Source organism: Oscillatoria sp. FACHB-1407 (assembly GCF_014697545.1).
Taxonomy (GTDB): Bacteria; Cyanobacteriota; Cyanobacteriia; order Elainellales; family Elainellaceae; genus FACHB-1407.
The window spans coordinates 168,046-179,980 of record NZ_JACJSA010000016.1 but is presented as its reverse complement, the minus strand read 5'-3'; the positions used below and the strand labels follow the sequence as shown (position 1 = coordinate 179,980).

At 49.0% G+C, this 11,935-nt stretch carries 10 protein-coding genes; 5 read left to right on the top strand and 5 right to left on the bottom strand.

Annotated features, from left to right (window positions below):
• Positions 1 to 86: 86 nt before the first annotated feature.
• Positions 87 to 365, top strand: coding sequence for a hypothetical protein (locus H6G89_RS23550; protein WP_190510975.1), 279 nt, complete (start codon positions 87 to 89; stop codon positions 363 to 365).
• A 424-nt stretch (positions 366 to 789) separates the two neighbouring features.
• Here H6G89_RS23550 and H6G89_RS23545 read toward each other — a convergent pair whose 3' ends face one another.
• Positions 790 to 1,713: a S1 RNA-binding domain-containing protein gene (locus H6G89_RS23545; protein ID WP_190510973.1), complete on the bottom strand. Its 924-nt coding sequence runs from the start codon at positions 1,711 to 1,713 to the stop codon at positions 790 to 792.
• Between the two features lie 389 nt (positions 1,714 to 2,102).
• On the opposite strand from H6G89_RS23545, the gene H6G89_RS23540 reads away from it, so the two are divergent.
• Positions 2,103 to 3,365 (top strand): FGGY-family carbohydrate kinase, encoded by a 1,263-nt coding sequence (locus tag H6G89_RS23540; RefSeq protein WP_190510971.1) that lies wholly within the window; start codon positions 2,103 to 2,105, stop codon positions 3,363 to 3,365.
• Here the strand turns inward: H6G89_RS23540 and H6G89_RS23535 are convergent, their stop codons facing one another.
• The 4 genes from H6G89_RS23535 to H6G89_RS23520 form a co-directional block, all read right to left on the bottom strand.
• Complete coding sequence (locus tag H6G89_RS23535) at positions 3,366 to 3,554, bottom strand: hypothetical protein (protein WP_190510969.1); 189 nt, start codon at positions 3,552 to 3,554, stop codon at positions 3,366 to 3,368.
• Positions 3,555 to 4,124: 570 nt separating this feature from the next.
• A complete protein-coding gene (locus H6G89_RS23530) occupies positions 4,125 to 4,346 on the bottom strand; it encodes a hypothetical protein (RefSeq protein WP_190510967.1) in 222 nt (73 codons plus the stop codon).
• Positions 4,347 to 4,651: 305 nt separating this feature from the next.
• The gene (gene pcrA, locus H6G89_RS23525) at positions 4,652 to 7,003 is read right to left on the bottom strand and encodes a DNA helicase PcrA (RefSeq protein ID WP_190511013.1); all 2,352 of its coding nucleotides are present in this window, start codon (positions 7,001 to 7,003) and stop codon (positions 4,652 to 4,654) included.
• A 227-nt stretch (positions 7,004 to 7,230) separates the two neighbouring features.
• Positions 7,231 to 8,013, bottom strand: coding sequence for a hypothetical protein (locus tag H6G89_RS23520; protein ID WP_190510965.1), 783 nt, complete (start codon positions 8,011 to 8,013; stop codon positions 7,231 to 7,233).
• 146 nt (positions 8,014 to 8,159) lie between these two features.
• Between H6G89_RS23520 and H6G89_RS23515 the strand changes: the two genes are divergently transcribed.
• The 3 genes from H6G89_RS23515 to H6G89_RS23505 all read left to right on the top strand — a co-directional run bounded on the left by H6G89_RS23515 (position 8,160) and on the right by H6G89_RS23505 (position 11,906).
• Complete coding sequence (locus H6G89_RS23515) at positions 8,160 to 9,161, top strand: zinc-dependent alcohol dehydrogenase family protein (RefSeq protein WP_190510963.1); 1,002 nt, start codon at positions 8,160 to 8,162, stop codon at positions 9,159 to 9,161.
• A 268-nt stretch (positions 9,162 to 9,429) separates the two neighbouring features.
• Positions 9,430 to 9,726, top strand: coding sequence for a hypothetical protein (locus tag H6G89_RS23510; RefSeq protein ID WP_190510961.1), 297 nt, complete (start codon positions 9,430 to 9,432; stop codon positions 9,724 to 9,726).
• Positions 9,726 to 11,906 carry a pentapeptide repeat-containing protein gene (locus H6G89_RS23505; protein WP_190510959.1) on the top strand — a complete coding sequence of 727 codons (2,181 nt, stop codon included), beginning with the start codon at positions 9,726 to 9,728 and terminating at the stop codon, positions 11,904 to 11,906. Before H6G89_RS23510 ends, H6G89_RS23505 begins: the two co-directional genes overlap by 1 nt.
• Positions 11,907 to 11,935 lie beyond the last annotated feature (29 nt).

The window sequence follows — 11,935 nt, the reverse complement described above, 5'->3', positions numbered from 1 at the left end:
TAGAAAGCTATATAATGATGTGAACTAAAAAATGAGCAACTGGAGACCCCAGTTGCTCATCTTATGGTTACAAAATTGTTCAATTTATGGTTTCAGTCTCACGCTTGCTGGCAGACACCGGGCAATATCGCCTGTTGTTTTTTGCTCAAGATGCGCCTCAACGCTGTGCCAACGTGGTAACGGCCCATATCGATCCGGCACAGTGTCGTCAACTACAACAGTGGGTTGTCATGGCGCAAATGGCTCCCAATACCTCTCAGTTTGGGCTGAGCCGATCGCAACTCAAGAACGAGTTGGAGCGACTCAAGCCCCAAATTATCGCCAAGATAGAGTCGCTCTATAACATCGGCTCAACCGATCTGTAGTGAGTTAGAGCCCTTTTAGTGACATTAACCATGCCCTTGCATCAGGTTTGGCACTGCCACCCCTCCCTAACTTTGATGTGCCACAAAACTTTTTAACTCGGCATCAAGTTAATGTAACGTCAATTCGGGTTAAACACTTGGCGAATCAATTTGCGGCTATAGCAACCGATAGTTGGTTAGAACGGGATGCAGGGGTGGAACCCCAGGCTGGGGCACAGCCCCACACCCCCTCCGTCCTACATGCTACGGTGTACACACAAGTTCTCTCAGACCCTAAATCTCCTTTGGGAAACTTTGAGCCTTTGTCAAAGGGCTTGTCCGATCAGAAGCACCCGTACTGGGAACCGATGCGAAGCGCGCCTTGGGGCGGACTTCGCTCTAGTAGCCGCGAATTCATTCGCTGGGCTCTTAAACCGAACTGATGTTAATCTAACTCAGCCTCGGGATCTGAAGATTCCGCATCTGACTCAGCCTCATCTTCATTAGGGGGCACGACTTGTTGCGCCGTTTGCAGGCGAGTTGCGGCTTCTGCCATGACTTCTGACATCTTCTCTAACATTTCGCCAGGATAGCTCTCTAGCACTTTGGTGGAGAGAGAAATACGACGCTTAATGTCATCGATCTCGATAATGACAGCTTTGATCGCCTGACCAACCTGGAAAACAGCATCTAGAGAGGCTACATAGTTTTTGCTGACCTGATTAATGTGTAGCAAACCAGTTGTGCCGCTGAAATCTACAAAGACACCAAAGGGACGAATGCCAGTCACTTTACCTTCGATCAGTTGACCTTCGGCAAGCTGGCTAAAGCTAGCGGCTTGAGCGGCTAGACGATTCGAGAGAACTAGTTTTTTAGCCGCAGGATTCACCTCAAGCACGCTGACGGTTAGGGCTTTGCCAATGAGCGCATCAAGGTTGTCTTTGTCGATCAGGTGCGATCGCGGAATAAATCCCCGAATTCCTTGCACATCAACTGTCACACCACCCTTGTTGACGCCGCTGACTCTGACCTGCACCGTCTGGTTTTCTTCTTGCATCTCTGCCAGACGCTGCCACAGTTGCCGAATTTCAAGTTGCCGAATCGACAGTGTGACTTGCCCGTCACCATCCTGTTCTCGAATGATGAGAAACTCCCGTTCTTCATGAAGCGGCACAGCTTGAGACAAATCAGTAATTCGTCTTAGCGACGCTTCTTCAGCGGGCAAAAATGCGGCTGATTTGCCACCGATATCGACAAATACGCCATCTGATTCGTAGCTAAACGCCTTACCCCGAACCACCTGCCCTCTCTGGAATTGGTAGTCATGCTGTTCCAGGGCTTTTGCAAAATCGTCACTAGAGAAAGACAAGTCAACCTCCTAAGCTTAGGTGGGGGGGTGTTGTTGGGAGGGTTGGTTTTGACCGAAAGGGTTAGTTTCGCTTCAGCTCCATCCCTGCATAGACCATTACACCGAATGGATGCTGCGAGTGCAGAACAGCCTGATCAAAATGTAACGGGCTTTTCAACGAACAACCGCAGGCAAGTTGGTTTATCCAATATACTCAATTCTTGAAGAAATCGGCATTAGAGCGATCGGGCGAATTGTGTCGCGATACGTATAGCCCTACGCCTATGCATTAGGACATAAGGGGGTGTGGGGGCTGCGCTCCCAGCCAGGGGTTTCACCCCTGCACCCCGTTCTAACCTTAGTGAGTCCTGCTATAAAAGTTGAGCCAGAGGAGGTGTGACTGAAGGCGTATGAGGGAGACAACCCACTGTTCACTGGGCATTGACTTTGGCACGTCAGGAGCACGAGCGATCGCCATCAACAACGCAGGCGATATTCAAGCCCAAGCTAACTTTAATTTTTCTCAATCTACGGGGCTAGCTGGACTTTGGCAAAACACTCTGTTTGAGTTGCTTGGGGCAATTCCACGGGAGGTGCGGCGGAGGGTTGGGGCGATCGCCATCAACGGCACTTCCTCCACGGTTTTAATGTGTGACGACAACGGCAACCCCCTATTTGAACCGTTGCTGTATAACGATGCTCGTGGAGAAACCCAGTTAGAGCAAGTTCGGGCGATCGCACCCTCGAACCACACCGTTGTGAGTGCCACCTCTAGTCTGGCAAAACTGTTGTGGTTGAACCAGGAACTACAGCCCACCTCCAAGCCCTATCTGATGCATCAAGCCGATTGGCTGGGGTTTCTGTTGCATCAACAATTGGGCGTTACAGACTATCACAACGCGCTCAAACTGGGCTATGACATAGGGGATTTGCGCTATCCCGACTGGATGGAATCGGTGTCGGCTCTGGTCAGGTTGCCGCGTGTTGTCGCACCAGGCAGCGCGATCGCCTCAGTGAGTCCGGCGATCGCCACCCAATATGGCTTTCCAGAGACTTGTCTGGTTCACGCAGGTACCACCGACAGCATTGCCGCTTTTCTGGCGAGTGGTGCTCAGTTCCCCGGAGAGGCGGTGACATCCCTCGGCTCAACGCTGGTTTTGAAGCTGTTAAGCAAGGTGCGGGTAGATGACGCCCGTCGTGGCATCTATAGCCACCGCTTAGGGGATTTGTGGCTGGTGGGCGGTGCCTCTAACACAGGTGGAGCGGTGTTACGACAATTCTTTACTCATGAAGAATTGCAACACTTGAGCCAGCAAATTAATCCTGATGAGCAGAGCCCACTCGACTATTATCCCCTCGTCAAACCGGGAGAACGCTTTCCCATCAACGACCCCAACCTGTTACCTCGCCTGGAACCACGACCCGATCGCCCCATTGAATTTCTGCATGGATTGCTGGAGAGCATCGCCCGCATCGAAGCAACGGGATACAAGTTGTTGCAAGCGTTGGGAGCTACGCCTTTAACGCAGGTCTACACGGCTGGTGGAGGAGCCAAAAATACGGTGTGGAGCCAGATGCGATCGCGCCATTTGGGGGTTCCGATCCTCCCATCGGCGCACACGGAGGCAGCCTACGGAACAGCACTACTAGCGATGGGTAGAGGACGGTGTTAGTTAACGTGAATTCGGGATAAGGATAGCGGCGGTTTTAACCGCCGAAATCGGAGCAAAACCAACCTGCGTCGGTTCGTCAAATCCTACCTTTTCCGGAGTCCGCGTCGGTGGACTTCGCTCTAGTACAGCAAAAAATAAGGTTTGAGAGGGGTGAAGGGGTGGAACCCCATCTTGGGGGCGAAGCCCCAAACCCCCTACATTGCAAAACTTTGTGTTCGCAACACTAGTAGCCGCAAATTCATTCGCCCGGCTCTTAAACCGAACTGACGTTAGTTATAGCGGTACCACATTCAATGGAGCGAAAGCGAGTCAGGAAGCTTCTCCAGCATCCGGGTTTGAGCTATTGCTTTAAGCTCTCTGACCGCAGCTATATTAATCGTGATCGGCGTTTGCTAAGGTTCGTGGATTGAATAAATCCGCAAACGGTGCAAGCGGGTTTAGCAAACCCATCTGTATCCTGCAATCGATTTGATGGCACAACCCACCAATACTCAATATCGAACTTAGTTTAATTCCCCTTCTTAATCATGTGCAATCAACTCTTAACCACACATACTGCTCAAATATGGCAGTCCTAAATCGATCATGAAACTACTCTTTCATTCGTCATTCGTCATTCATCATTTGTTGTGACCAGCAACGATTGACCATTGACCATTGACCATTAACCATTGACCATTAACCATTGACCATTGACCATTAACCATTGACCCTATCTCAGACTTCTTCAGGAACCAAATAGGATGGCTATGTCTATATTCAAGTATTCACATTTTGATTGACAGACGAAGGATTGGTTGAGGTAACCGCGTCAATCTGCCAGCCCAGGTCTTCTAAATTTTTTTGTTTCCCGCAAACAACAACACTGCTAGACGCACAGAAGATCACAATACTCTCATGGTCTTTTGCTTGGACAACACAATCGGTTAGCAATTGACCATTGCGATCGCATATTAATTTTTGTCCGATTTGCCAATCCATCTATCTCACTCTAGAACGCAACCAATTAAACCATAAGAGAGATAGACACACCCTGAAGTCCTGCAATCGTGTCACCTAGATGTCACCCAATCAGATGAAACCTCAAAGGAGCTTCACCCCCAATTAGGAAAGACTCCAATTTAGAGCACCTTGTCAGAGTTGTCAAACGACTATAGTTAGCCTGTGCAGTATCGAACTATACAATTACGGTGAGATACAGGGACATCTTAGAAAGACACTTCAGGTGCTGCTCGACACTATCTAACTTCACAACAATTAAACTGATGCAGAACGACCGATGAAATCTACTCAACACGTTGGATTGGGGTAATTTTCGGATCAATAATTTTTTGCCCCACACCGGGAAATTTCACCGCCAGACAAAGCTTGTTGCCTGCTCCAAAGATGTGGGTGACCTGACCTGCGCCAAAGCGTTTATCAACAATGCGATCGCCCACTTCAAATGTCTGCCCTGCTGGGGCACTGCCATCACTGGCAGCAGCACGTTGTCGCTTGACTTCGCGAATGGGGGTTGTCATTTTCTTGGGAATAGCCGTTGCCGTATTACTGAGCAACAATTCTTTAGGCAACTCACCCAAAAACAGTGACGGACTGGCAGGTTCGCGGCTCCCATACAACCGTCGTTCTCGGGCATAGGTGATAAACAATCGCTCCTGAGCACGGGTAATGCCAACGTAACAGAGGCGACGTTCTTCTTCGATCGCTGCCGGATCTTCCAAGGAGCGGAAGTTGGGGAACAAGCCCTGCTCTAACCCCACCAAAAACACCACCGGAAACTCCAACCCCTTTGAGGAGTGCAGCGTCATCAGCGAGACTTTGTGTTGGTCTTGCTGCAAGTCATCCAGATCAGAAGAAAGAGAAGCATTTGCCAAGAAAGTGAGCAATGTCGCGTCTTCGTTCTCCTCCTCAAATTGAATGACTGCGTTGTAGAGTTCCTGCACGTTCTTGAGGCGTTCGTCAGCTTCATCGGTACCCTGCTGTTTGAGATCCTGCACGTATCCAGAGTCCTCCAGCAAGGTCTGCACCACTTGCGAAGCGGGTGTCGTATCGACCTGCTCCTGCAAATTGCGAATCACCTCGACAAAACTCATTACTGATTTTGCCGATCGCCCTGCCAGCGTTTGCACCGACGTTTCATCCGTAAGAATTTGCCAGAGCGGAACACCCAGTTGACTCGCAGCTGTCTCTAAGCGATCGACAGTTGCCTTACCAATGCCCCGTTTTGGGGTATTGATCACCCGCTTGATGCTGACTGTGTCATCGGGGTTGGCGATCGCCCGCAGGTACGCCAACACATCTTTGATTTCTTTGCGATCGTAAAAGCGCAATCCACCCACAACGGTGTAAGGCACACTGTAACTCACCAACACTTCTTCAAAAGCACGAGATTGAGCATTTGTGCGATATAAAATCGCAAAACTTCCCCAGTTTAAATCAGGATTCGTTAACTCTAAATGACGTAACTGATTCACTACAAATTGTGCTTCTGCAACTTCATCATCTGCACGATAACAGTAGATCGATTCTCCTGATCCACGAGTCGGGCGCAAGACTTTATCGATTCGTTCGGTGTTGTTCTCGATTAAGTAATTAGCAACTTCAAGAATGTTAGAGGTTGAACGATAATTCTCCTCTAATTTCACCATCGTGCGTGTATCGTCGTCGGGCAAACCATCTCCAAAATCATTCTGAAAGTCGAGCAGAATGCGAAAATCTGCCATGCGAAATGAGTAGATCGATTGATCCGCATCACCCACTACAAAAATCGAGCGGTGATCCCATTGGTCAAATTTGCCGGAGTGCCCATTTGTGACTAACAGACGAATCAGATCATATTGGGTGCGGTTTGTATCCTGATATTCATCCACCAAAATATGGCGAAATCGCTTATGCCAATAGGCTAAAACTTGCTCATTCTGGCGAAACAACTGCACTGGAATCAAGATCAGATCATCGAAATCTAATGCGTTATTCGCCGCTAACGCTTTTTGATATTCGGAGTAGACATTGGCGATTGTTCGTCCCCGAAAATTGGGCTGTTCTTGCTCCATATCCTGCGGTGACCAACCCTGATTCTTAGCGTTGCTGATCGCATAACGCACCGATCGCGGATCAAACTTTTTGTCGTCTAATTGCAACTGATTGACCACAATATTTTTGACAAGACTTTGTGCATCAGACTCATCAAAAATAGAGAAATTTTTGTTCCATTTATACCCTTGTGGACTCTGATATTTCTCAATGTCAAACCGCAAAATTCGCGAAAAAAGTGCGTGAAATGTACCAATCCACAACTCTTTCGTAATGTTTTTGTAGACGTGCGATCGCACTTTGACCTGATCATAATGGGCGATCGCCTCAAAGGGTTTGCTAAACCTGGCTACAGCTTCCCGTTCTGCAAATAACTTCTCAATCCGCTCTTTCATCTCTTTGGCGGCTTTATTCGTAAAGGTCACCGCCAGGATGTTTTCCGGGTCAACCCGATGGGTCAACACCAGATTGGCAATCCGGTAGGTCAGCGCACGGGTCTTACCAGAGCCTGCTCCGGCAACCACCAGCAAAGGACCACAATGGTGCTCGACAGCACTGCGTTGAGAGGAGTTGAGATGGCTTAAAAAGTCAGCAGTTTGAGGCATGGGGGAGGTGAGAAGTCGGAGGAGGAGAAACGAGTGAGGGCGATCGTCTGTAGTCAAGCGTACCGTATCTCTTAAGAGAGAGCTATTGTAACCAATATCTTTTGCCTCTGCCTTTCTCGCAGAACCCAAATTCCGGCAAATTGAGTTTAGAGGTGAGGTTTATGTATTGCTGTAGGGATGAAGGCTACTTGCCCTGAATCTAGGGCAACCTATCTCACTAAATAGAATTAAACGTTTGAGATTTTCTGACTAATTAACTCGCTGATAATGCTGATAAAAGGATTCAAGTTTGTTACCATTTCGTTTCTTGTTTCCTCAAGGTTAGTATCAGGACGAGTATGTCCAACTTGATTGCGTAATTTTGTATAAATGGTTTCTGAAATAATGGAATCTTTCCGCTGGAAAGAATACACAGGGACGTTTGGTCTTATAGAAAGAATAAATTCATCTACATACTTCTGTTTCTCTTCCCATTCTTGAGTCTTGCTGTTCTGCCTCTTACAAAGATCCAGTGCGATATTATATAGAACCATAAATTTTGCTATTGGATCTTGTAATCCAAGGGCGAAGTAGAAAAGGTCGTAGTAGGGACTTTGGTTTTGCGAAATCTTTTGGATTGAAGATTTAAACTGAGGCAGCTTATCGGGTTTAATAACCAACGATGTCCTGACATTGCACAGATGTTCTGTCATCCCGACAACATAAGTAATCATCCTATTAGTTCCATCTGGAAGTTCTTGCATCAGATTCTTTTGAACTATTTTGAAATCTTGATGATATGAACCAGACTTAAAGGTTAATATTTTTGCTAAATGTTTAGCGGTCTTCTCAGCTTCACAAATAACTTCTTTGCTGCTTTCTGCGTTGGCAATTTCAATCTTTAAAGAAATACCTTCCTCAGATGATTTAAGAGTTATTTTTGGTACTTTAGGGCTAAAAGGCACAATTTCAATTGATTCAAACTCAATTCCTGAAAAATCCGCTCGAAAATCAATTTCTCCCTTATACATATAAGATTGCTGGAAAACTTTGGTGAGTAGCAAATACTTCTATAAGGTATCGCATCTCTTAGATAAGGGTCTTTACATAGAGGAATTAGCTTTATCTGGTTAGCCTGAGCGGTATGCTGTAAAAATCTTTGATGGAGATTAAGCCTGTGAAAGCAGTAGTCATGACATCACCGGGTAATCCTGATGTGCTGCAACTGCGGGAGGTGCCAGAGCCAAGCTTGCAAAGCCCGACAGAGTTGTTAATTCGGCTGAAAGCCGCTGGCATTAACCCCATTGACACCAAATTGCGGAAGCGGGGCACCTTCTTTCCAGAGCAGATGCCCGCCATCTTGGGCTGTGATGGAGCGGGTGTGGTGGAGGCGGTTGGCCCAGGCGTGAAGCTGTTTCACATTGGGCAAGAGGTGTACTTCTGTCATGGGGGGTTGGGTACCAGAGGTGGTAACTACGCCGAGTATGCCGTGGTGGATGAGCGGTTTGTGGCTCACAAGCCTGCGACGCTGAGTTTTGCTGAAGCAGCCGCGGCTCCGCTGGTGTTGATCACGGCATGGGAGGCATTGCACGATCGCGCCCGGTTGCAGTCGGGACAACGGGTGTTAGTTCAAGCGGGGGCAGGTGGAGTCGGTCACGTCGCGATTCAACTGGCGAAACTGGCAGGAGCAACGGTCTGTGCCACCGTCAGCCATGAGGAAAAGGCAGCCTTTGTATCACAGTTGGGAGCCGATCGCCCCATTCTCTATACTCAAACGGATGCGGTACAAGCGGTGCTGGATTGGACAGATGGTGTAGGTGTTGATATCAGCTTTGATACCGTGGGCGGTGACGTTCTATCTCAATGCTTTGCAGCAACGCGAGTCTACGGAGATGTGGTGACACTATTAGCCCCTGACACAAAAACGGATTGGAAAATTGCACGCGATCGCAACCTGCGATTCAGTTTTGAATTGATGCTTACGCCGATGTTACAGGGCTTGATTGAGGCGCAACAACAACAAGCTCAAATCTTGCAGCAGTGTGCCCGTCTGATCGACCAACAAAAACTCAAAATTCATCTCAGTCACACGTTTCCCTTAGCCGAGGCAGCCGCAGCGCATCGTTTGCTGGAACAAGGCTCAACCACCGGCAAGATTGTGCTGTTGATTGATAATTAATGGGTGACCATTTATTGGACTTGGCGGTTGAAACCGCAATAGCTGCGACTTTAGTCGCCAGTGAAAAATTGCATTCAGGGTTAATTCAGCATTCATAAGCCACTACAGCAATTCTAAGTGGGTCGTGAAACCTGCTCTTTCACGGCATTCGTCCTTTGTGTATGACCCGTGACCCGTGACCATTGACCATTAACCATTGACCATATCTCAGACTCCATGAATCAAATAGGATGGCTATAGTTTTACATTCTCTAAACATGCAAAACCTATGATTAACGTTGGTTATAACCTCGCTTCATTATTAGGCTTCTTTGATATGGCATTGGGGCTTGCGTACCTCGTGATGTCCCTCAATGCCTCCACTCGTCCAAGCATGAGTGACCAACAGCGATCGCTCCTGGCAATTCAGGCGGTTCTGGCTCCAATCGTGTTTTTTCCAGTTGGGCTGGTCTTCATCTTTCAGGGATGGAGACTAGACCCCATTCTGCAATTCAGTTTGTGGTGGTTGCACTTCCTCATTATCTTTTTGGGGATTAAGGATTTCTTGGTGATTCAGAATCGGTGATGGTCAAATCTGAAACAATCACTAGAGCCATCCGTTGCATCGCCCTTATCGTGAGTCTCTGGTTTGGGATAGCGGGGGTATTAAGCCAACCTGCGTGGGGGGCGATCGCCCAACCAGAGCGCATTCCTCTCACCGTTGACATATTGCAGGAGCGTCTGCGAAAACCGACGCAAATTGAAGGCTCTCCCACCATTGATTTGCGGCGATTTGTGATTGATTTACGCTCAGAAAATGCGACCTTTCGAGAGCAGTTTTATCGCCTGTTGCAAACCGCACTCCGCAACCCCAACTCCTCACTGGGGCTAGACTTGAGCTATTCCCTGATTCAGGGTGAGTTGCAAATGAGCGAATTGGGGCTACGTGCCTCACTCTATGGGCAACTCTCACCCTCACTGTTTAGCGAAACAGAACAGACGCAGATCGAGCGCGATCGCCGCCGATTGTCACAGCTAAGCCAACTGTCGCGATCGCTGTTGCTGCAAACTCAGTTAACTCCCCTACAACTGACGGTGCTGCGCGGTCCCCTGACCCTGGTGCAAACCCAATTTGATGGATTCGCGAACTTCACCAACACTTTTTTTCTGGGTCGTGTGGAGGCACAGGGAGCCGATTTTTTACAGCGGACAGACTGGTCAGAAACTCGGTTTAGCCGTTTAGCTAACTTTGCCGGATCGCGATTCCGCCAGGAGAGCCGCTTTCGCAGTGCCATCTTTTTTGATCGAGCACGGTTCAATCAGGTGCAATTTCTGGGGTCAACTACGTTTCAAGGCAGCGAGTTTCAAGCCATAGCCAATTTCAGCCAGGTGGTGTTTCAGCAAACAGCTAACTTGATCCGGGTTCAATGGCGCGGCAATGCCGATTTTGCCCAGACCCGTTGGCAGGGACAGGCTCTGTTTAACCGAGCCAAGTTTGGTCAAGCCTGTTTTTTGACCGAGGCAATTTTTGAGAAACTGGTCAGCTTTCGGGAGGCGCAGTTTAATCAGCCGATCAACCTGCGGGGTGCGAGTATCCTCACTCAAGCGGATTGGGGTGATGCGGGATTTGCCCAGGGGGTTTACCTGAATGTAGCCGAGTTGCAGTTCAACGCCGAACAGGCTCAAATTTTGGGGAATCCGGGGCAAGTTGGACGCCGATTATCGGTGCCCACGTTGCAGGGCAATGAGGCATTGTTGCGGAGTCTGGTTCGCAATTTTCGCTTGTTGGAGCAAATCTCAGATGTGAATTGGGTGGAATATACTCGCGAGAAGTTGCGCCTGCGAGAACTGCGTCAACAGTTGGTCGCCGTTAACCTCAACACTGCCACTGTCAAGGAATTGCAGCAAACCGGGTTTTCACCACAACAAGCCGAGGCGATCGCCCAGGCGCGGCTTCAGCAACCCTTTCAAACCCTCAGCGATCTGTTGCGTCTGGAAAACATTAACCTGGCGACTTACGTCAGAGTGCGCGATCGCGTCATTACCAGTCCACCGCGTGCAGCCTTGGCATGGTTGGGTGACGGGCTGTATTGGCTGGGATTGGGGCTATTGTTATCACTCACCCGCTTTGGGACAAGTTCCTGGTTGGTGTTTGGCGTGGGGTTAGTGGCGATCGCTTACTTTGCAGTGTTGTTCTGGTTGGTGGATCGGTTTCGTCGGCTCACCCCACAACCCATCATTCCCACAATCGAAGAAACTACCTGGATGCTGGGCGGTTCTGGTGTACTAGCCATCCTGGGGCTTTCTGCTATCTTTCGCACTGCCGAACACCCCTGGGTCACGCTCGCCTGTCTAGCTCTGGTCACCGTGCCTATTCCCGCCGTACTCCTGGGAGTGCTGTATTGGCAGGGACGCTATCACGACCTGATGACGGTCAGTTACTTTGTCGAAGATGGCTCTCTGCGGCAACTGCGATTACTCATTGGCAGACTTCCCAATATTCCCCGCTATCCGTTGTTCCGCGAACGCTATGCCCCAATCTTGTGCGATCGCCGCTGGAACTGGTTGAACTATCTCGATTTCAGCCTCAACAACCTGCTGAAACTCGGCTTTAATGACATTCGCCTGCGCGATCAACACCTCCCCGGACTGATCACTGCCCTCGCCTGGTATCAGTGGGGACTGGGGGTGCTGTACATTGCTCTGTTGCTGTGGACGTTCTCTCGCACAATTCCGGGGTTGAATCTGTTGATCTACTTCAAGTAAGAGGAAAAAGAGAAGAAAGAAGAGGGAAA

Excerpts from the sequence above, each read along its gene's own strand:
- H6G89_RS23550 (WP_190510975.1), top strand. The coding sequence starts at position 87 with ATGGTTTCAGTCTCACGCTTGCTGGCAGACACCGGGCAATATCGCCTG.
- H6G89_RS23540 (WP_190510971.1), top strand. The coding sequence starts at position 2,103 with ATGAGGGAGACAACCCACTGTTCACTGGGCATTGACTTTGGCACGTCA.
- H6G89_RS23530 (WP_190510967.1), bottom strand. The coding sequence starts at position 4,346 with ATGGATTGGCAAATCGGACAAAAATTAATATGCGATCGCAATGGTCAA.
- pcrA (WP_190511013.1), bottom strand. The coding sequence starts at position 7,003 with ATGCCTCAAACTGCTGACTTTTTAAGCCATCTCAACTCCTCTCAACGC.
- H6G89_RS23520 (WP_190510965.1), bottom strand. The coding sequence starts at position 8,013 with ATGTATAAGGGAGAAATTGATTTTCGAGCGGATTTTTCAGGAATTGAG.
- H6G89_RS23510 (WP_190510961.1), top strand. The coding sequence starts at position 9,430 with ATGATTAACGTTGGTTATAACCTCGCTTCATTATTAGGCTTCTTTGAT.
- H6G89_RS23505 (WP_190510959.1), top strand. The coding sequence starts at position 9,726 with ATGGTCAAATCTGAAACAATCACTAGAGCCATCCGTTGCATCGCCCTT.